Source organism: Abiotrophia sp. (genome assembly GCF_057275535.1).
This window is the reverse complement of sequence record NZ_DBHIRJ010000005.1, coordinates 96,480-116,468: the sequence shown is the minus strand read 5'-3', so window position 1 is coordinate 116,468 and position 19,989 is coordinate 96,480. Positions and strand designations below refer to the sequence as shown.

General features: G+C 47.8%; 17 protein-coding genes. 4 read left to right on the top strand and 13 right to left on the bottom strand.

Translation table 11 applies throughout. From position 1 onward, the window contains the following. Positions 1-29 precede the first annotated feature (29 nt). The gene (locus tag ACO53F_RS05305) at positions 30-830 is read left to right on the top strand and encodes a hypothetical protein (RefSeq protein WP_485137596.1); all 801 of its coding nucleotides are present in this window, start codon (positions 30-32) and stop codon (positions 828-830) included. Between the two features lie 459 nt (positions 831-1,289). On the opposite strand, the gene ACO53F_RS05300 is transcribed toward ACO53F_RS05305, so the two are convergent. From ACO53F_RS05300 to ACO53F_RS05275, 6 genes are all read right to left on the bottom strand, one after another. Further along, positions 1,290-1,793 (bottom strand): hypothetical protein, encoded by a 504-nt coding sequence (locus ACO53F_RS05300; protein ID WP_485137595.1) that lies wholly within the window; start codon positions 1,791-1,793, stop codon positions 1,290-1,292. A gap of 392 nt (positions 1,794-2,185) precedes the next feature. After that, a complete protein-coding gene (locus ACO53F_RS05295; protein ID WP_485137594.1) occupies positions 2,186-2,809 on the bottom strand; it encodes a CDP-alcohol phosphatidyltransferase family protein in 624 nt (207 codons plus the stop codon). 28 nt (positions 2,810-2,837) lie between these two features. Continuing rightward, complete coding sequence (locus tag ACO53F_RS05290; RefSeq protein ID WP_485137593.1) at positions 2,838-3,683, bottom strand: DegV family protein; 846 nt, start codon at positions 3,681-3,683, stop codon at positions 2,838-2,840. Between the two features lie 138 nt (positions 3,684-3,821). Beyond that, the gene (locus ACO53F_RS05285; RefSeq protein WP_485137592.1) at positions 3,822-5,036 is read right to left on the bottom strand and encodes an acetyl-CoA C-acyltransferase; all 1,215 of its coding nucleotides are present in this window, start codon (positions 5,034-5,036) and stop codon (positions 3,822-3,824) included. Between the two features lie 40 nt (positions 5,037-5,076). After that, a complete protein-coding gene (locus ACO53F_RS05280; protein ID WP_485137591.1) occupies positions 5,077-6,228 on the bottom strand; it encodes an alpha/beta fold hydrolase in 1,152 nt (383 codons plus the stop codon). A gap of 22 nt (positions 6,229-6,250) precedes the next feature. Next, positions 6,251-7,021 carry a hypothetical protein gene (locus ACO53F_RS05275; protein WP_485137590.1) on the bottom strand — a complete coding sequence of 257 codons (771 nt, stop codon included), beginning with the start codon at positions 7,019-7,021 and terminating at the stop codon, positions 6,251-6,253. A gap of 177 nt (positions 7,022-7,198) precedes the next feature. Here ACO53F_RS05275 and uvrC point away from each other — a divergent pair, with 177 nt between their 5' ends. Then, entirely contained in the window at positions 7,199-9,022 is a 1,824-nt protein-coding gene (uvrC, locus tag ACO53F_RS05270) for an excinuclease ABC subunit UvrC (protein WP_485137589.1), read from the top strand. Positions 9,023-9,055: 33 nt separating this feature from the next. Here uvrC and ACO53F_RS05265 read toward each other — a convergent pair whose 3' ends face one another. The 6 genes from ACO53F_RS05265 to ACO53F_RS05240 form a co-directional block, all read right to left on the bottom strand. Further along, positions 9,056-9,748, bottom strand: coding sequence for a DUF6796 family protein (locus ACO53F_RS05265; RefSeq protein WP_485137588.1), 693 nt, complete (start codon positions 9,746-9,748; stop codon positions 9,056-9,058). A gap of 95 nt (positions 9,749-9,843) precedes the next feature. Next, positions 9,844-11,463: a chaperonin GroEL gene (groL, locus tag ACO53F_RS05260; protein ID WP_070756504.1), complete on the bottom strand. Its 1,620-nt coding sequence runs from the start codon at positions 11,461-11,463 to the stop codon at positions 9,844-9,846. A gap of 35 nt (positions 11,464-11,498) precedes the next feature. Next, positions 11,499-11,765 (bottom strand): co-chaperone GroES, encoded by a 267-nt coding sequence (locus tag ACO53F_RS05255; protein WP_485137587.1) that lies wholly within the window; start codon positions 11,763-11,765, stop codon positions 11,499-11,501. Between the two features lie 117 nt (positions 11,766-11,882). After that, positions 11,883-13,115 (bottom strand): O-antigen ligase family protein, encoded by a 1,233-nt coding sequence (locus ACO53F_RS05250; RefSeq protein WP_485137586.1) that lies wholly within the window; start codon positions 13,113-13,115, stop codon positions 11,883-11,885. A gap of 300 nt (positions 13,116-13,415) precedes the next feature. Next, positions 13,416-15,359, bottom strand: coding sequence for a threonine--tRNA ligase (thrS, locus tag ACO53F_RS05245; RefSeq protein WP_314329904.1), 1,944 nt, complete (start codon positions 15,357-15,359; stop codon positions 13,416-13,418). A gap of 361 nt (positions 15,360-15,720) precedes the next feature. Then, positions 15,721-16,701 carry an aromatic acid exporter family protein gene (locus ACO53F_RS05240; protein ID WP_485137585.1) on the bottom strand — a complete coding sequence of 327 codons (981 nt, stop codon included), beginning with the start codon at positions 16,699-16,701 and terminating at the stop codon, positions 15,721-15,723. 152 nt (positions 16,702-16,853) lie between these two features. Between ACO53F_RS05240 and ACO53F_RS05235 the strand changes: the two genes are divergently transcribed. Together ACO53F_RS05235 and ACO53F_RS05230 are read left to right on the top strand one after the other, a co-directional pair. Further along, on the top strand, positions 16,854-17,153 hold the full coding sequence (locus ACO53F_RS05235) for a hypothetical protein (protein WP_485137584.1): 300 nt from the start codon (positions 16,854-16,856) through the stop codon (positions 17,151-17,153). Between the two features lie 101 nt (positions 17,154-17,254). Continuing rightward, positions 17,255-18,469, top strand: a complete 1,215-nt coding sequence (locus ACO53F_RS05230) for a D-alanyl-D-alanine carboxypeptidase family protein (RefSeq protein WP_485137583.1) — start codon at positions 17,255-17,257, stop codon at positions 18,467-18,469. A gap of 139 nt (positions 18,470-18,608) precedes the next feature. On the opposite strand, the gene ACO53F_RS05225 is transcribed toward ACO53F_RS05230, so the two are convergent. After that, positions 18,609-19,988, bottom strand: a complete 1,380-nt coding sequence (locus tag ACO53F_RS05225) for a L,D-transpeptidase family protein (RefSeq protein ID WP_485137582.1) — start codon at positions 19,986-19,988, stop codon at positions 18,609-18,611. Between the last annotated feature and the right edge of the window lies 1 nt (position 19,989).

Sequence of the window (19,989 nt, the reverse complement as noted above, 5' to 3'; positions counted from 1 at the left end):
TAAAAAATGTCGAAAAAAGAGGATTAGCTATGAAACACTTTGCACACTTTCTAAGACATCCCCTCATTCGAATCTTCCTAGCGCCACTAGGCTTTGGGATATACGGTTTAATCGTAGGGATGTACCACACTACCGAAATCAACTGGTTAGCCTTGGGCTATCTCTACCTGATTTTAGTCAGCAGTCAGTTGATTGACCACTACTTTTTCGTCCGCTTCAATACCCGCAAGGCCAATGCCAGCTCGCCAGTAATCCTATACGCCATGGAGATTCTGCTCTGGGCAGCAACCGTGGGCTTTATGTGGCAGCATCATTGGGGGGCTAACCTCTTACTCCTCCTCTATATCGCCTATACCCACATTCAGCACTATCCTTATAATCTGACTAACAGCCTCTACCAGTTGATTCTAAATGTCTTCTTCCAGGCCTTCATTGTCAACAACCTAGCCTACTTCAGCCAGACAGGGACCATCACGACCGGCTTCCTCATCAGCCTCCTACCTCTGGCAGCCTTACAACTGGCCTTTCAAGCTGAAGGCAATAGTCTAGTTAGTCAGCTAACAGGACACCCTTCCCTCATGACACATGGCTTAAAAACAAGTCTAGTGCTCATCTTGAGCCTAGTAGCTGTGGCTGCTGGGACCTACTTAAGTTTCCCATCCAAATCTTATTTCATGCTCCAACTCCTCTTTATCGCCGGGAGCGTCTTGACCTTAGCCCCTCTCTTGGTCCAAACTCGACAACATAACCAAAACCAAAATAAACTCAACTATCTCAGCACTAGTTACTTGCTGATTAGCATCCTGTATGGCTTGGCCTTCTGCTTCTAACATATATGGCAAAAACAGCCGTTCCCACACGTAGGTGGGAACGGCTGTTTGTTAGTCTCGACAAGCCATCATGGTGTCGCACGGTTGCGCATGATGCTGACAACTGTCACGATTAACATCACCAAGATTGGAATGTAGCTCCATGACAAAGGTAGTCCTAATAGGGCAATATATCCGAACAAGGTACCTCCCACCACCAATTTCTCCAGTGTGGCCTTCTGGCCACGAAGAGTCCATAGGGATAATATAATACCTAGGATTATCAAGATCAGCATACTGCCGAGATAAATCCGAGGCGGCCAATGGCTACCCAAACTTGTTAACATAATGGGCGACGGGATGCTCAGAGCTATTTATAACACCTCGATAGTGTCTCTTAAGATTAAGAAATTCCCGATTGAAAACACCAAAAAGAAAGCATTGAAGGGGAGTAAGACTTGTTTTATCTTCAAGGTATTCTCACCTCCTCTGATTCAGCAAATTATAGAGCCATTGAAGATTCCAGTCTGGAGTGGGCTGTGCGTCTACTAGAGGTGCCCCAATTTCTTCGATAATCTCATTGATGAGTGTTTGGTCTTCTTCAGAAGGGCTTACTCTGCAATCACAACGCTCGCTAAATATATACTCTATTCTCCCCTCAGCACTTAAGGCATACATAACATTATGATAAGTAAGATTAATCTCTGTGCCTTCGTCACCATAAATTGCAAATGTAATATCACTCCCACGACTATTAACTCTAAACCTTATGTTACTAGTCAATGTATCTCGCTTAAAGTGATACCCTGGTATCTGACGGGAGTCCCTATATAACATAAACCGCAGCGCTTCCCACTCTGGTGAGAACCGCCCTTCAACATTTTGTGCGTAATAGGGTGCATATTTCTTAAGATTCAATTCCAGTCTCCCCTTAACAAATAAGAGTGCCAGCATCAGTAAGACCGAGAAGATGATAATCAACATTCTTTTTCTCTTCACCCTTATCCCTACCTTCTTAACCATCGTTTAATATAATTTGTTACCTTGCCAATAGGACGCTTATTATATCGCTCAACCAACAGCTTATTGTAGCTGCTTACTACAGAGTTTACCTTTCTATGTATTGCTCCAGCTACTTTTTTTACTGGAGTTAATACCTTTTGAGGTATAACTGTATTTATAAATCGCTTCACCGGTGAAGTTATTCTTTGGATTGCCTTCCTAACCTCGCTTACCTCTTTTCTAGTTTCATTAATTTTTATTCTTTCTAGTTCGCTTTGCTTCTTTTTAAGATAAGCAGTGCTCGAAGCTTTTTGACCCTCTGCAACACCAATCAAAACCGCCCGTTGTCACGGGCGGTTTTGATTTGCTTATAATTAAGCCCCGAACTTGCCTAGGAAGAGCCAAGCTACACAGAGCAGAACCTCAAGTGCTACTAGGTAGATAAGCCACTGCTTAGGTAAGCGTGGAATTTTAACCTTATAGACATAGGCAAACCCCAGCACAAGGTAAATTAGCATTAAGAAAATCTGGAAGATATTCAGGGGCAAGAGGAAGCCCAAGAGCGACACGACTGGAATGGCAATAGTCCCTACCTCTAGTGGCAAGCCAGTAGTGAAGGCTTTTTCCTGAGGTTCTTGGAACTGAGCAGATTGGTTAAAATAGGCCAAACGTGTCCCTACTGCCAAGATATAGAAGGCAAAAACGATTAAGCTAAAGCCCCCGGCCTGAGCGACTGCCATCATATAAACCGCTGGTAGAACACCATAAATCAAGAAATTACTTAAGGTCTTCAATTCCTTACCAAAGGCAGCCTCAGCCACTGACGATTGAAACTGTCTCATCACACTGCCTACAAAGAAATCAATAATGGCAGCAATCATTAAAGAAACTAGGGCATACTGTAGTTCACCATGAAAGGCAAAACCAATCCCTGTAGCAGCAAAAAACAAACCAGCTAATAGCACCAGGTTAGAGCGGTGCAACTTTCCAATAAACATACAGATACCCTTCTTTCTTATTAGTGAATTAGGCTTTCTCGAAGCCAATAATCAAGCCGTGATAATGGGCATAGAATGTGCAGAGCCCATTAAAATCCACTACCTCAATTTGAGCCTGAGGATAGTGTTCCCGAAGCAAAGCACTCACCGCTTCAACCACTTCTGGATTGTCGCTATGAGAAATCGCCACCTTACCACCTTGGTAGCCATGCTTGAGCATTTCTTCTACGGTTGCTTTCACAGCCCGCTTGCTCCCCTTAGACTTAGTTCCAATCTCAATCTTACCTTCAGGTGTACGAACCCCAATCAGGCGAATGCCTAATAGACCAATCATACCGCCGACTAGACGATTGACACGGCCTGCTTTGACCAAGTTATCTACTGACTCTAAGATGAAAACCACATCCGTCTTTTGATGATAATCCTTTAGGCTAGCTACCACTTGGTCAAAATCCAAACCAGATTTTACTAACTCCAAACCCTTAGCAATCAAGAGGTCGTTCTCTGTCCCGGCAGATAAGCAGTCAAAGATATAGATATTAGCCAATGGATTTTCTTCCAAAGCCATATTGCGACCAAGCTGGGCGCTATTATAAGAACCTGATAAGCCACTTGAGATAGTAAAGCAGATGACATTTTCGGCTCCTTCGAAGGCATTGGCATAAGCTTGAGGAGACGGACAAGCAGTCGAAGAGGCCTCCTTGCTGTCTTGCATGTCCTTTACAAAAGTTGCCATATCTAAGTTGGCATCATCCACATATACCTGAGTGCCAATATTAATCATTAAAGGTACTAATTCAAAAGCGACATCCGTCCCTGCAAACAGGTCCGGCGAGATAGTCGCGCCTGAATCGGCTACTAACTTCCATTTCATAGGTAATTCCTCCCTCTGTCTTCTCCCTAAGTATATAAAAGCCCACGGCAACTTGCAAACAAAATCACGCGTGGGACTCTCTTTTTATTTTAGGATGTTTCGGACTGGTAATTCCCAGCCTCTTTACTTAATATCTAACTAAGCTTGATATCGTTTAATCAGGCTGGCAATCCCCATGCCCCCACCAATACAAAGGGAAGCAAGGCCATATTGACTCTCAGAGCGAACTAACTCATGGCAGAGAGTCGCTAAGACTCGGACTCCTGAAGCCCCAATAGGATGGCCTAAGGCAATGGCGCCACCATGAACATTGGTGCGCTCAGCCAACCAATCAGTTGACACCCCGTGATGGGCGACTAAATCATGTGAGACAGCTAGCGCTTGAACCGCAAAAGCCTCATTGAGTTCAAAGCGGTCAACTGCTTCAAAAGGTACACCAGTGCGCTCTAAAACCTGCTCGATAGCCCCTACAGGCCCAATCCCCATAATGCTAGGGTCTACTCCTGCCTGACCAAAACCTAGAACTTCAGCCAGTGGCGTCAGCTGGTAGCGGTCTAGGATGTCTTGGCTCACTAGGCAGAGAAAGGCTGCGCCGTCGTTAATGCCTGACGCATTACCGGCTGTTACTGTCCCCTCCGCCTGGAAGGCAGGACGCAAACTAGCTAATTTCTCGGGACTAGTTTTATAGTTAATATACTCATCTCGATCAATCACTTGACGATTGCCCTTGCGGTCGACTTCTGCCACAGCCACAATTTCTTGGTCAAATAGGCCTGCTTGTTGAGCAGCTTGAGCCTTGACTTGAGACTGATAAGCATAAGCATCTTGAGCTTGGCGACTAATGTCATATTGCTGAGCTAAATTCTCAGCCGTCACCCCCATAGCATAGCCCCCAAAGGCATCAGACAAGCCATCCCGATAGAGGGTATCCACTAGTGGACTGCCACCATAAGCCATACCCTTGCGAGATTTGCCATCTAAGACGAAGGCGGCCTGGCTCATACTTTCTACGCCCCCAACGATCAGGGCTTGGTTCTCGCCGGCTTTAATCTTGGTATAGCCTTCATAGACTGCCTTTAAGCCACTGCCACAGACCATATTGACGGTGTAGGCTGGGGTCGACATTGGTAGTCCTGCCTTTAGCGCAATTTGACGGGCCAGGTTTTGACCATGGCCAGCCGATAAGACATTCCCAAGGATAACTTCTTCAATGGCTTCCACTGGTACTTGGTCTGATGCTAGCACTGCCCGGAGAACTTGGCTGCCTAAGTCTAGCGGACTGAGATTGGATAAGGCGCCAAGATAGCGACCAATGGCCGAGCGCTTAACTTCTGTAATATATACGCGTGTCATAAGTAACTCCCTTTAGTTCAAAATTCAACGAAGGCTTAAATCAATGGTCGCTTGCTGGCGCAAGACTGGCAATAAAATGACGAATGCAGGTGACATATGCTTGTATGAAGGCATCATCCTCCAAATACAATTCATGCTTACGCCCCGGCACACAGTAAGCTTGGGCTTGAGCTAAGCTCGACGTCAAGCCATGAATGCCACTAGCTAAAACATGGTCATCGAGCTCCGCTCGCCAGACTAGGACTGGCAAAGTAAGCTGGTCAAGGCCTTGGCCAGACAAAATATTGCGCGAGCTAGCTAGACTAGTTGCTAACCAAGACCAAGTAGCGCCCCAGCTAGGGATCGGATGGTTGGCTAGATGCCAATGATGGAAATAATGGCCACGTTCATATTGAGTTGTCCAGCGATTCTGGCGGGGATACTGGCTATGACGTTCGGGATCAAAGCCCCCCTGACGTGGAGCATAAGCTTTGCCACCACCTAAAGAACTAACTACTCGACTTAATAAATGAGCATAGGCAAAAGGAATCCTGCCCGTATCGATTGCCAGCATGGGCGAGGAAAGAATAAGGCCCTGAGCCAAGCCGGGATAGAGTTGGCATAGGCGAGTCGCGACCGCTCCACCCATGGAGTGGCCGAATAGGACTAAGGGACTTTGTAGTTTTCCTTGCTTACCTAAATGGTCCAAGAGTTTAGCCAGGTCTTCAGCATATTGATCAAAACGCAGGCTATGGATGCTGGACTTGGGACCATAAGGGCCACTGGCGCCATGTCCTCTTAGATCTACTGCAATAACCTGACAGGCTTCTTGGTGCCAGTAGTAGGTTAACTCCCGAAATTTTTCCTTGAACTCATTGAGGCCATGGATGATCAGGAGAGTAGCCTGGGCCTCAGCATGAGGATAGAAATCAAAGGCTAAGGTCTGACCATCTTCTAAGGTAATCGTCTCTGACTGACCATGTTGTACCAAGTAAGGTTGGACCCAGTCTGTCATTTCTTGATCGAACTGGTCTTGCGATAACCAAGCATGCTGAGTGCTAGCCTGAGCCTGCCAGCGGGTGACGTCGAAGACTTGCTCGCGGTCATTACTTGGCTTGAGGCCATGTCGACGCTGGTAGACCTGGCCATAGGTCCAAGTCGCTAGCCCCAGGCCGACTAGACCGGGCAATAGATAAGCATAAGGTGAGGTCATGGTGGGGCTCCTTTAAGTTGAATTAAGGACTGGCCAGCGTATCGGAGGTGACCACTGCCACTAAACGCACGTAGGCCACATCGCCAACTAATTGGTCGCTAGGCTGAGCGTAGAGGGTCACATATTGACTAGCAATATAGGCGCTTGTATCCTGGCCTTCCATTTTGGCAAAGGCCTTATAAAGGTAGTCAGCCAGGATGTCAGGGTGCTGGCGCCAAGTATCTAGGTGGACATCATCTGCTGCAATGTAGAGCTCAAAGGTAGATTCCCCTAATCTGGAATTAGCATCCTCAATAGTTGGATGCGCCGTCCGGAAATCTTGCCCATCTAAGGTCCGGCTACTCAAGTAATAGTAATCAGATAATTGACGAACCCGGGTTTGACTCCCTGTAGCAAGTTGGTGGCCGACCTGAATCTCTGGCCAACCAACTTGGCTACGATGTTGGTTGACTTGATTGACAAAGGCCTGGTTTAGACTAGTCAAATCCAAACCCTGATTGAAGGTTTGGGCTGTGCGGGCGGCCTTTTGGTAAATAGGACTAGTCGCAACATTAGCTGCTACTTGATGTGGTTCTTGGTTGGTCCCGGATTGAATGACATGGGACTGATTATCCTGAGGCTTATTTTGTGGAATATTCAATAATTTTTGGGCGATAGTCAGCATGGCTTGCGGGCGGCTGAGGCTATTATCCTGCCAGACAGCCTGAATCATATCCCGTCTGGCAAAGAGGGCCAGGCAGAGGACGACAATAATCGCCGCTAACTTCAAAGGGGTCGTAGATCGTTTTTTCATGGTCAGTCTCCTTCTTCTACCATCTTAGGCAATTCTGACAGAGATTTCAATCTTGATGACTGAGATTTACCCTTTTTTAAGATTTGAACAGGACATTTGTCCCAAGTCCTAAAAACGCGTATAATGTGTAGAGTAGACGGGGCTCCCTGCCCCTAGATTTAAGGAAGGAGGACCCCCATGTCGGATGCCCAGTCCCAGACTGCCCAAGAACGGGCCAAGGTTCAAGAACGGATTGAAGCCAAGCTCAAGCTCTTGCCAGATTTACCTGGCTGCTATCTCATGAAAGATGCAGCCGATCAGATTCTCTATGTCGGCAAGGCCAAGAACCTTAAAAACCGGGTGCGCTCCTATTTCCGTGGCGCCCACGATACCAAAACTACCAAATTAGTGTCCGAAATCGACCACTTCGAGACCATCATCACCAATAGTAATAAGGAAGCACTTTTGCTGGAAATCAATCTGATTCAGCAGTATAAGCCTCCTTTTAATATTCGACTCAAGGAAGGGACCATGTATCCCTACCTTAAAATCACCAAGGAGCGTCATCCCCAGCTCATCATCACATCCAATGTGACCAAGGACGGCGGTCTCTATTTTGGCCCCTTCCCTAATGTAGGAGCGGCCACCCAGACCCAACAACTCTTGCATCGGGTCTATCCCCTACGTCGTTGTGGCAAAAATGAGAAACGGGCTTGCTTCTATTATCATCTAGGTCAGTGCATTGGCCCTTGTGACCATGAAGTCACCAAGAACATGTACCAGCAACAGATTCAGAAGATTAAGCAATTCTTCAACGGTGATATTCAACCCATTATGACTCAGCTCAAGGACAAGATGCAGGCCGCCGCCGAGCGCCTGGACTTCGAACAGGCCGCCGATTACCGGGACCAACTCCAATACATTGAGACCACTATCGAGCGTCAGATTATCATGAGCCAGGATTACGACAATACAGATGTCTTCGCCTATGACTTCCAACGGGGTTGGATTTCTATCCAGGTCTTCATGCTCAGACAAGGTAGTATTCTCAAACGTGAGGCCGCCATTTACCCAGCTTATACGGATCCTGATGAGGAGTTGACGACCTTTATCGCCCGCTTCTATCAGGAAGAAAACCACTTACTTCCTAAAGCTATCTTGGTCCCTGAGGATGTAGACAAGGACTTGTTATCGCAAGTGATTTCAGTCCCTATCAGTACGCCACAGCGAGGCAAGAAAAAGTCCATGTTGGACCTTTGCGCTAAGAACAGCCAGCTGGCTCTCAACGAGCGCCTCAACCTGCTCGATATTCAAGCCCAGCAGACCCGGGGCGTCAGTGAGGACTTGGCGGCGGCCCTGGGGATTCCTTTGGCCTACCATATCGAAGCCTTCGACCACTCCAACATTTCAGGGACCGGCCTGGTGTCGGGGATGGTAGTTTACAAAGAAGGCAAGCCTGACCGCAAGAGCTACCGCAAGTTCAAAATCAAGGAATCTAACCAAACCAATGAATTTGCCCACACCCAAGAAGTCATTCGCCGCCGCTATTCGCGCTTACTGCGCGAGGAACAACCCCTACCCAATCTGATTTTGATGGATGGGGGCAAGGTCCAGGTCCGGGCAGCTCGCCAGGTGATTGAAGAGGAACTAGGTCTCTCCATCCCGGTCGCCGGCATGGTCAAAGACGACAAACACCGGACAGCTTCTCTCATGAATGGCTATAGCGAGGAGCTAGTAGAACTAGACCGCCATTCGCCTGTCTTCCACTATATCCAGCGAATCCAAGAAGAAGTTCACCGCTACGCTATTTCCTACCACCGCCAAGTACGGAGCAAGCAACAGTTCGCTTCTAAGTTAGACGCTATTCCTGGTGTGGGTAAGGTAACCCGCACCAAGTTGCTCAAGCACTTCAAGTCCCTCAAGGCTATGAAAGAAGCCTCTATTGAGGACTACGCCAAGCTTGGTGTAAGGGCTGAATTGGCTGAACGGATTATTGCCTATCTAAGCAAACAAAAGGACTGAGCCTAAGCTCAGTCCTTTTTGCATGCTATGATTTTAAGTGAGTAGCCAGAGAGCCAGGACATAAAAACTAACCCAGGCTAAGTTAAGGGCAGCGCCATTAAAGAGGGGCGTCCACCGGCGGATGACATAATGGCTAAGGCCTAGCCAGATTAGCGTGGTCACCAGCGGAGTGGCTAGTAAGAAGTAAGTCGGCCACTGGGTCTGGCCGGTCACAATGGCCAAACCATACAGAGCCCACCCCACATAGGTCACAAGAAGGGCCGACAGCCAGGTCACATTGAGTAAATGATTAGCCCGATTAAGCGCTTCTACCAAAAATTTATTGGCCTTGCCTGCTTCTGCGTAATCCCCACAATAAGCCTTGCCCAGAATGGCTAGCACATAGAAAGCCCCATGAGCCAAAGGGGACAGGCTGAAGCCGATGAGGAGGCAGAGTAGTCCGGCCAAGGCCAAGCCCCTTACTGGTTGGGCCATTTGCCAGAGGCCATAGAGACTAAGCAGAGGCAACCAAATGGAAAATTGAGCTAGCCAAACACCCCAGCGTAAACGACGGTCGGTCCCTGATCTCATATAAAGAGCCAGGCGTAAATTGGTAACACCCCCTGCTTGGTAGCGGACCAAGTCTTCTTCCGTCACCGGCGCAAAACCTACTAGAAATATATCGCCCACCAACCAGGCCAGAGCCCCAAAAAGGCCTGCCAAAAATGAAACCTGTACTAAGGTCATCAAAATCCCTCCTCCACACTTGTTATCCTCAGTCTAGCACACCCACTTCATTTTATATATCAAAAAGGCTGAGACCAGGGTCTCAGCCAGATTTATTACATCATACCTGGCATGCCGCCCATTCCGGCTGGCATATCAGGGCTTTCCTTTGGAATGTCTGCTACAACGGCTTCTGTCGTTAAGAGCAAGGCTGCTACAGAGGCTGCATTTTGAAGGGCAGAACGGGTTACCTTGGTTGGGTCCACAATCCCTGCTTCAATCATGTTCTCAAAGACATCAGTTGCGGCGTTATAACCTACACCTTTTTCAGAGCGGCGGAGGGTGTCCACAATGACAGAGCCTTCTTTACCAGCGTTAGCTGCAATCTGACGAACTGGTTCTTCCAAAGCACGAGCTACAATCTTAACCCCAGTTGCTTCGTCGCCTTCAGCTTCTACTGCTGCCACGATTTCTTGAACGTTAACCAAGGCAGTACCCCCACCAGGCACGATTCCTTCTTCCACGGCCGCACGGGTCGCGTTGAGGGCGTCTTCGATGCGGAGTTTGCGTTCTTTTTGCTCAGTTTCAGTGGCTGCCCCTACTTTAATAACGGCTACCCCGCCTGACAATTTAGCTAAACGTTCTTGGAGTTTTTCCTTGTCGAAGCTTGAGGTGCTTTCTTCTGCTTGGGCACGAATGACCGCAATACGGTCTGCGATGGCTTGCTTGTTGCCTGCCCCTTCTACGATAGTGGTAGAGTCCTTAGTTACCGTTACTTTACCGGCATGACCTAAATGTTCTACAGTCGCATCCTTAAGTTCAAAACCTAATTCTTCTGAAACAACGGTTGCCCCAGTCAAGACTGCGATGTCTTCCAACATGGCCTTACGACGGTCCCCAAAGCCAGGCGCCTTAACGGCCACTACGTTTAAGGTCCCACGCAACTTGTTGAGGACTAAGGTTGGCAAGGCTTCACCGTCTACATCTTCCGCAATAATAAGGAGCGGACGACCAGATTGCATAATGCCTTCCAAGAGTGGCAAAACATCTTGGATGTTGGTAATCTTGCGGTCGGTCACGAAGATAACAGGATTTTCCAATTCAGCAACCATTTTCTCATTATCGGTTACCATGTATTGAGAGAGATAACCCCGATCAAATTGCATCCCTTCGACTACTGATAATTCCGTCTCGATAGACTTAGATTCTTCAATGGTGATGACACCGTCGTTGCCGACACGTTCCATAGCGTCTGCAATCAAGTCACCAATGGCTGGGTCGCCAGAAGAGACTGCGGCTACTTGGGCAATGGCTTCTTTGGATAAGACTGGTTGAGATAAGGCTTGCAAAGCTTCAACTGCTGCCTTAGTAGCCTTGTCAATCCCGCGACGGATGCCAACTGGGTTAGCCCCAGCCGTCACGTTCTTCATCCCTTCATTAGCAATGGCTTGGGTCAAGACAGTTGCAGTCGTGGTCCCGTCACCCGCTACATCATTGGTCTTGCTAGCCACTTCCAGCACCAATTGCGCCCCCATGTTTTCGAAGCGGTCTTCTAATTCGATTTCACGTGCGATGGTTACCCCATCATTGGTAATCAAAGGGGAGCCAAAGGTCTTGTCTAAGACCACATTACGGCCCTTAGGCCCTAAGGTTGTTTTCACTGTGTTTGCTAAAATATCTACTCCGCGCAAGAGAGCTGCGCGAGCGTCTTCTGAGAATTTCAATTCTTTTGCCATCAAGAGTCACTCCTTTTCTATTCTCTGCCTTGTGCTTAGCCTAAAACGGCCAAGACATGGTCTAATTCAATTACTAAATATTCTTGGCCGTCTTGCTTAACGGTCACACCTGCATAAGATTCAAAGACAACGCGGTCGCCGACTGCGACTTCGCCAGCGCTTGCTACTTCCTTGCTGATTGCTAGGACCGTCCCGGTCTCTTGTTTTTCTTGGGCGGCGCTAGATAAAATCAAGCCTCCAACGCTTTTTTCTTCTGCTGGGGCTACTTCAATCACGAGTCGTTTGCCTAATGGTTTTAACATGGGATTTCCTCCATTCATTCTGAAACTTAGCACTCAAACACCTCAAGTGCTAACCACTCTTTTATAATAGTCTAAAATAGTCAAAAAAGCAAGTGATAGGCACTTGCTTTTTAAAACTTATGATTTAATTTTTAGATAGCCATCTTCTGAGCGATAAGAAGCTAAGGCTTCCCAAACTGCCACTGGACAAGTCACAATGAAGAGGAAGATATAGCCAGTCTGTAACCACATGACCGCAACGTCACTGAGGCCATGGACCAAGACGGTCACAATCATGGCGGTTACTAGCCCAATCTCATCTTGAACTTCTGGTTTAAACCAGAGGGCCACCCGCTCACGGAAGTAGCCAACCGTCCCAATCAAGTAGATTGCCGTCCCATAGAGACCATAAGAAGAGAGGAACTCTAGGAAAATCTGATGGGCGTGAGGTTGTCCCTTACCACCATAGAGATAGAAGAAACTGAAGTAGGACATCGGTCCCCGCCCTGTTAAAGGATAATCGGTGAAGATGCCCCAAGCCGCCCGCCAAATCATTTCCCGCTCTTCTAAGCTATGAGAGAAGGAAGCCGAGGTAAAGCGCGCCAAGAGTTCCGGGAAGAAGAAGACCAGACAGGCCCCTGCTAACCCTATCCCCCCTAGCCACAGGACCAGGCGCCGATTAATGAAGAAAACAAAGGTGATGGTTCCCACTACCAGGGCCGGCAAAGCCATGCGGGAGGCTGTCAGCAAGATGCCGACCACATTCAAGACCATGCTGAGACCATACCAAACCTTGGCCTTCTTAGTGCCTGCCTTGACAAAGAGGTAGGCCCCCACCAAGAGGGCAAAAATACAGAAGAGCCCATAATAGTTGGCATTAAAGAGGGTTGACATGGCCCGGTGTTGGGGGTTAGGATCCCGCACAATATAGTCCAGGGGAAGACCATGACTAGCAATAAAGACTTGGTAGTGATAGATAGCATAGAGGCTAGTTCCGATACTACCCAAGCCAATGATATTGAGCATTTTTATCAGTAGGTCTGGTGTTACAAAACTACGATAAATCCGAAAGAAGGTCCAAACCAGGATAAAGCCAATGGCTGCCCAGATGCCGTACTGGTTGCGGTTGGCAAAGGCTATGATAAAGCTAAAAATCGTGCCCGCACCGAACCAGCCCGTTCCTAGGGCAATCTTCCATAAACGTCGACGGTACTTCCAGAAAATCAAGCCCACGGCTATTACCGCCGCTGGCACACTAATATAAAAAGGAAAAAGAATTAAGATACTTACATAAGTCATAATGAGTGCAGGCTGGGACATAAAATCACGCAAGGTGGGTCTTGTCGCCTGCTTGCTTTCAGTAGTTTCCATATAAGCTACTCCTCGTTGATCAGGGTCAATTATTACCTTCTTATTTTACCCTATTTGGCCGGAAATTTCCAATCATCCTATAAGCAAAGTCTGTCTTTAGCATGGTCTCTTCCAGTTGCATCTGCACCCTATCTATCAATCTATCTATTGATAGATAGGGTATGAGCCAGCAAATTTACGTGCTCTATCAGACACAAGTTGTGCTTGGCTTGCCTGTGATAAAAGCCAAAAGGCTAGATTCTGCCTGGTCCCTAAGGACGGCAGGCAGGATCTAGCCCTTTTCTATTTATTCAATACCTATTAGTTAAGACGGCTCTTGTTCGCGACATCCTCGCTTAAGAGGCGGACAAAGTCGTCATAGCTGTAGCTTTCTGACTTGGCTGAACCGTAGTGGCGGACGTTCACTGTGCCTTCAGACACTTCTTGGTCCCCAATAACAATTTGGTATGGAATCTTAGCGGTTTGAGCGGAACGAATCTTATAACCCAACTTCTCATTACGTAAGTCCATATCCACACGGAAACCTTTGGCCTTCAAGTCTTCATAGATTTCTTGAACGCGGTCGCTGTGAGCCTCAAGGCTAACTGGCAAGAGGGCCACTTGAACGGGCGCCAACCAAGTTGGAAAGGCTCCCTTGTACTCTTCAATTAAGTAAGCCACAAAACGTTCCATGGTAGACACAACCCCACGGTGGATGACTACTGGACGGTGGTTATCTTGACCATCTTCCCCAACATAAGTCAGGTCGAAGCGTTCTGGCAAGAGGAAGTCTAATTGAATGGTAGACATGGTTTCTTCCAAGCCAATGGCAGTCTTGAACTGGATGTCCAATTTAGGACCGTAGAAAGCTGCTTCCCCGATAGCTTCGAAGTAGTCTAAGCCCAACTCATCCATGGCTTCCTTAAGCATGGCTTGCGCCTTTTCCCACATCGCATCGTCATCAAAGTATTTCTCTTTGTTTTCTGGGTCACGGTAGCTGAGACGGAAGCGGTAGTCAGTGATGCCAAAGTCATGGTAAACGGCCTTAATCAAGTCTAGCACGCGGATGAATTCTTCCTTGATTTGGTCAGGACGCACGAAGATATGAGCGTCGTTCAGGGTCATTTCACGAACCCGTTGCAAACCAGATAAGGCCCCTGATTTCTCATAACGGTGCATCATCCCTAATTCCGCAATCCGGATTGGTAATTCGCGGTAGGAATGAATGTCGTTCTTATAAATCATCATGTGGTGTGGGCAGTTCATTGGCCGCAAGACTAGCATTTCGCCGTCGCCCATGTCCATTGGTGGGAACATGTCGTCCTTGTAGTGAGCCCAGTGGCCAGATGTTTGATAGAGGTCTACCTTGGCCATGATTGGGGTATAAACGTGGTCATAGCCTAAGCTGATTTCCTTGTCCATGATATAACGTTCGATTACGCGACGGATGGTTGCGCCTTTTGGTAACCAGAATGGTAAACCGGAGCCTACTTCCTTAGATACCATGAAGATACCCAGTTCTTTCCCTAATTTACGGTGGTCACGTTCCTTCGCTTCTTGGCGTAGACGCAAGAATTCATCTAGGTCAGCTTGCTTGAAGAAGGCCGTCCCGTAAACCCGTTGCATCATCTTGTTGTCAGAGTTACCACGCCAGTAAGCCCCAGCCAAGCTAAGCAACTTGAAGACCTTAATCTTGCCTGTTGATGGCACATGGATCCCACGGCAGAGGTCAGTAAAGTCTTCTTGTTGGTAGACGCTAATGACTTCATCTTCTGGTAGGTCGGTAATCAATTCGACCTTATAAGGGTCGTGCTTGAAGAGTTCCAAGGCTTCAGCGCGAGACACTTCCCGTCTTACAATTGGGTAGTTCTGGCTGATGATTTTCTTCATTTCCTTCTCAACTGCAGGTAGGTCGTCTTCAGTTAATTGAACTTCCTTGTCAGTATCGTAGTAGAAACCTGATTCAATAGCAGGCCCCACCCCAAAATGAATACCAGGATAGAGGCGAGTTAAGGCATGAGCCATCAAGTGCGCGGTTGAGTGGCGCATGATTTCTAAGGCTTCCGGGCTCTTGTCAGTGATAATTTCAATGGTCCCGTCAGCTTCCAAAGGCCGATCGTGGTCCACTAATTGACCTTGGAATTTACCGGCTAGGGTTGCCTTGGCTAAAGAAGAGCCGATGCTAGCGGCAACTTGATCGACGGTGACGCCCTTGTCATAGTGACGGACACTGCCGTCTGGAAAAGTTAAGGCGATTTGTGACATAATAGTTCCTCCTCATTGGTTAATAGTGCTTGGTCGACAGTCTTAATCATTGGAAATAAAAAATCCCATTGACTCTGGTCTTGCGACACAGAGTCAATGGGACGTTGATAACGTGGTTCCACCCAAATTTGCTTCTGCCACTGGCAAAAGCCTCTTGGTGCTGGTAACGGGAGCGACCGTCTTGACTTAACAGGCGAGTGATTGCCCTTAGGCCAAGAATCAGTGAAGAGGTAAGCAACTATAGCGCCAGGATGTTGCACCAACCCATCCCTCTCTTGTCAACGCGACTAGCCACTCATGGCTTCACTCTCGATTAAGATTCTAGATATGTTATACCACTTTTGCTTGAAGAATTCAAGCCCTAATCCTGGCCAGCCTGCCAATCTTGGGCATAGGTCTGGTAGAAAGCTACCTTAAGCGCGATAAAGCGACTCAGGTCATTCAAGAGTTGGAAGAGTCGGGCCCGATTTTCGAACTCCTGCCGGCTGACTGGCAAGGGTCGCTCCCGATAATAAGCTAGCAAGGCCTGGATATCGGCCATCAGATAGGTACCTGGATTGGCCGTCTCTAGCTGGCTAGCCGTCAGATAGAAAATACCGGCCAAGACCTTGCTTTCTTCACTCTCTAAAAAGCAGTCAGGCAAGGTGGTCATCATTTGCTCCAAAAGCTGGGCCTGAGCCTGACGCATCTCGACATAGTGGACATCATAATTGGTTTGTCTGAAGAGTCGGTTATCTCGCTCAGCCAAGACCGTGGTCAGGGCTGCTTCTAGTTCTTGATTAAGGGTCTCTATGGCAGCTAAGTCCGCGCCCCGTCTGGCCTGGGGCTGGCGCAAGGAATCATGAATAGTCAAGAGCAGCTGGCGTAGCTGGTCTTCGATACGCGCTCTGTGGGCCATAATCAGGTCTTCTTTGGAAGGCATATAGCTATTAAAGGCTAGGGCCAGCCCTGCCCCAATAGCAAAGAGCCCCACTTGATTGAGCCAATAAGAGACTGCTAGCGACTGCCAACCTAAGAGTTGGGTAACTAGGACCGTGCTAGCCACTAGACCCGACATGAGCTGGAGCCGATAGCTGAGGGGCACATAGATGACCAGGAAGAGGGCTAGGCTCATCAAATTAAAGCCCAGACCAGCAAAGAGCAACCAAGCCAGAGCCAAGGCCAATACCATGGACACTAATCGCTCCTGAGCCAATTTGAGCGTAGTCCGACGTGTATCCGACAAGCTCAAGAGGGCAATGACCCCCGCTGTCATCGGATTCAAGAGTCCCAGCGCCTGAGCGGTCAGCGACGCCGCTAAGACAGCTAGGGTATATTTAGCAGTTCGCAATGGCAGGGACATGGCGCCCCCTCCCTTCCCTTATCTTTTTCTTCTATTGTTATACCATCTGAGCCGAAAAATAACAATCCCCACTAGTATTTTAGCTATCTTCACAAAATCTTCGCAATTATTAGCTATACTATGAAAGTACACCCCGAAAAGGAGCCATATCTATGCCTAACCCCCAGCTTACCAAGGGTTTCCGTCTAACCGCCACAGTGCTGGTTGACAATTACTGGATTCCCCGGCAGGAAGTCGAGCGCTACTTGGCCCGCCGTCAATACTGGTCCCAAAGGCTTATGACCTACATGAGCCAGGCTGGTTGGCAAGCTCAACTTGCCTTTGAAGGTAGCCAAGACGGCTTAGCCGTGCTAGGCCTGGATGGTCAAGGCCAAATCCAGGCCCTTATTCACCTGGATCCAGCTAATCTGGCTGCCTTGGAAGCCGGTAGTGCCCCGGAAGAACTCTTCTAGATGCCCGCCTAATACGAAATATAGGCTAAATTTATTGGCATAAGGTTCTTTTTTCTGATACAATGACTATATAGGTCCAAATAACAGGAGGATTAGACTCGATGACCAAGTTACATACTAAGCTCGTTTTACTCACTCTAGCGAGCACTACCCTACTAGGTTTAGCTAGCCCTATTATGGCCCAAGAGCTAAAGAAAACCCCAGACTTAACTAAGGATTTTAGCCAAACTCAAGCCAGCCAAGCTTCTAGCTTCACCATGCCGAGTGGCTACCCTGAAGAATTAAATAGCCTAACCGAAGATACCCGTTCTTATGTCGTGATTGACCAAGATACCCACAAGGTCTTGATGGAACGTGAGGGGAATAAGCCTTATCCAATTGCTTCTATGTCCAAAATTATGTCAGTTTACTTGACCTACAAAGCCATCGAGGAAGGCAAAATTAAACTAGACGATAAGATTAAGACACCTGAATCCATTGTCCGTGACTTTACCGATAATGCGGAATTATCTAATGCCGGCCTAGTAACGGGTGCAGAATACACCGTCCAGGACCTCTTGTACGGGATTATGTTAGCATCTGGTAACGATGCGACCACCCTTTTGATGTCTCATATCTACGGTTCTGAACAAGAAGCAGTCGCTGCCATTCGTCGCCAGTTAGATGAATGGGGAATCGAGAACTATGAGTTCTACACCACATCTGGGGCGCCTAACAAGTACCTACCAGAAAGCTACTGGATTGAAGGGTCAACCAAGGACAGCCAGAACAAGATGTCTGCAGCTGATGTTGCCCTGATGGCCCAATACATCACTGAAAAATACCCACAAATCCTAGAACTGTCTTCTGCCCGCGAATACACCATGGCCAAAGACAGCGACCATCCAATTAAAATGGCCAACAACAACTTGCTCCTTGAAGGAGCTCAATATGGCCGTCCAGGCGTGACGGGTCTGAAATCAGGTTATACGGATGAAGCCGGCAAGTGCTTTGTCACTACCACTACTGAAAATGGCCGTAAGATGATTGCCGTTGTCATGGGAGTTCAAGAACCTTACTCTTCTTACGAAGAAACCAAGATTCTCTTGGACGGCTTGAACAAGCACCCTGAACTCTACCAATTAGAAGGCTTGGCTACTAACCTCCTGCCTACTCAAGCAGAGAAGGAAGCTCAAGCAGCCAAAGCCGCTTCAGAAGAAGCTGCAAGCAAGGCTCAAGCAGCAGGCAGCAAGGAAGAAGACGTTGAGACTCTCCCTAACCGCCGTAATAACCCATTTACTAACTTTATGCGTAGTATCTTTGGGATCTTTAACTAAGACTTATACCGGCTGAGGCTCGTCCTCAGCCGGTTTTTCTAACTAAGAAAACTTCCCATTATATCATATATGATATAATGGGAAGTTATTTTTACCTCAAGACCTAAAAAAACGAGACCTGTAGGTCTCGTTTTTGCTATTAGTTAAAGACGATAACAGGTGTACCGTACTCCACGTTCTCGTAGATGGTTGCTGCTGCGTCCAGTGGTGAGTTAACACAGCCTAAGGAACCACTGTAGGTCCAGACATCGCCACCAAATTGGCTTTGCCATGGCGCGTCGTGAATCCCTTGGGATTTATCATCGAAACGCATCCAGTAGTTAACCGGTACAGAGTAGTCTACACGGTAGAACTGGTTGTAACCCTTGAGTCGGGTCCCAGAAAGCTTCTCAATAATAGCTCCGGCCCCAGGAACCGTTTCGGCTGCTGGTTGACCTGTGACAACAGGTGCCTCCAAAATTTTCTTATGATCTTTATAGAGGAACATGGTTTGGTTGGCGATATCGACTTCCACGTAGGTTGGGCCGATATCATCCTTGGCGTTAGGCACGCCACCAGTCGAGTTAACGGCAGGTTCACGCTTAACTGGTTGATGAGCCAGTAGTTCTTGCTCTAATTTGTCAACTTCTTGGTCGACTTCAATGCCCCAGCCCATAATGCCTGGCGGAACTTCAACTATCCCGCGCAAGGTAGACTTGAATTCACGCGTCTTATTATAGGTAGAGTATTTGTCATTCAATTCTTGAACGTAAGCCTTAATAGCTTCGCGGTCGAAGCTGACTTGGTTATTCTCGTCAAAGTGCATCCAAGATTCAATGGTCTTGGTTGGAATTTGAACATCATCGCCTGCAATCTGAAGAACGATTGGGTTCTCACTATATTGCTTGATTAAGCCAATCGCTGACTTCATAGTGTCACTATCTGCTTGGATTGTTGCCTTGGCATAAGCCTGGCTGACATCCACACTGTTCTTTTCTTGTGTTGCCGCAACTAACATGTCTTGAGCCAGGCTATCGGTATCAACCTGAGTCCCTGTCACGTCCGGCTTCACTTGGTAGCCATCTGCTTCACTATATTCGATGCTAGCATCTGTCGCCGCTTGGCGTTGGCTATTGTCAATGCCTTTGGCTACCAAGACTTGAGCTGCCTTGGTTTTATCTACATGGACCATGTTGGAGTCCACCTTAACATCTTGGTGGCTACCAAAACTCAATGGCCACATAACTGGATCTTGCTGATTGAAGAGTTGACCCACAGCCTTATCCAAGTCATAACTTGGTGATAATTCAGCCAAAGTCACTTGAGCAGTGGTCTTCCCATTCTCTTGCAAGTTAATTTGGCGCTTGCCAAGTTCTTCAGCAATCTTCTCTTGGGCTTGGGCTTGAGTTAAGCCCATGAGCGGAATATCTCCAAAGTAGCTACCGAAGGTAAAGCGATCTAGGAAGAAGATCAAGCCCCCGATGTAGGCTACTGCTAATAAACCCAGAAGAATCATGCTGTATTTCAAAAAGCGTTTCATT

Coding starts and splice junctions, on each gene's coding strand:
- ACO53F_RS05305 (WP_485137596.1), top strand. CDS start 30: ATGAAACACTTTGCACACTTTCTAAGACATCCCCTCATTCGAATCTTC.
- ACO53F_RS05300 (WP_485137595.1), bottom strand. CDS start 1,793: ATGTTGATTATCATCTTCTCGGTCTTACTGATGCTGGCACTCTTATTT.
- ACO53F_RS05295 (WP_485137594.1), bottom strand. CDS start 2,809: ATGTTTATTGGAAAGTTGCACCGCTCTAACCTGGTGCTATTAGCTGGT.
- ACO53F_RS05290 (WP_485137593.1), bottom strand. CDS start 3,683: ATGAAATGGAAGTTAGTAGCCGATTCAGGCGCGACTATCTCGCCGGAC.
- ACO53F_RS05285 (WP_485137592.1), bottom strand. CDS start 5,036: ATGACACGCGTATATATTACAGAAGTTAAGCGCTCGGCCATTGGTCGC.
- ACO53F_RS05280 (WP_485137591.1), bottom strand. CDS start 6,228: ATGACCTCACCTTATGCTTATCTATTGCCCGGTCTAGTCGGCCTGGGG.
- ACO53F_RS05275 (WP_485137590.1), bottom strand. CDS start 7,021: ATGAAAAAACGATCTACGACCCCTTTGAAGTTAGCGGCGATTATTGTC.
- uvrC (WP_485137589.1), top strand. CDS start 7,199: ATGTCGGATGCCCAGTCCCAGACTGCCCAAGAACGGGCCAAGGTTCAA.
- ACO53F_RS05265 (WP_485137588.1), bottom strand. CDS start 9,748: ATGACCTTAGTACAGGTTTCATTTTTGGCAGGCCTTTTTGGGGCTCTG.
- groL (WP_070756504.1), bottom strand. CDS start 11,463: ATGGCAAAAGAATTGAAATTCTCAGAAGACGCTCGCGCAGCTCTCTTG.
- ACO53F_RS05255 (WP_485137587.1), bottom strand. CDS start 11,765: ATGTTAAAACCATTAGGCAAACGACTCGTGATTGAAGTAGCCCCAGCA.
- ACO53F_RS05250 (WP_485137586.1), bottom strand. CDS start 13,115: ATGGAAACTACTGAAAGCAAGCAGGCGACAAGACCCACCTTGCGTGAT.
- thrS (WP_314329904.1), bottom strand. CDS start 15,359: ATGTCACAAATCGCCTTAACTTTTCCAGACGGCAGTGTCCGTCACTAT.
- ACO53F_RS05240 (WP_485137585.1), bottom strand. CDS start 16,701: ATGTCCCTGCCATTGCGAACTGCTAAATATACCCTAGCTGTCTTAGCG.
- ACO53F_RS05235 (WP_485137584.1), top strand. CDS start 16,854: ATGCCTAACCCCCAGCTTACCAAGGGTTTCCGTCTAACCGCCACAGTG.
- ACO53F_RS05230 (WP_485137583.1), top strand. CDS start 17,255: ATGACCAAGTTACATACTAAGCTCGTTTTACTCACTCTAGCGAGCACT.
- ACO53F_RS05225 (WP_485137582.1), bottom strand. CDS start 19,988: ATGAAACGCTTTTTGAAATACAGCATGATTCTTCTGGGTTTATTAGCA.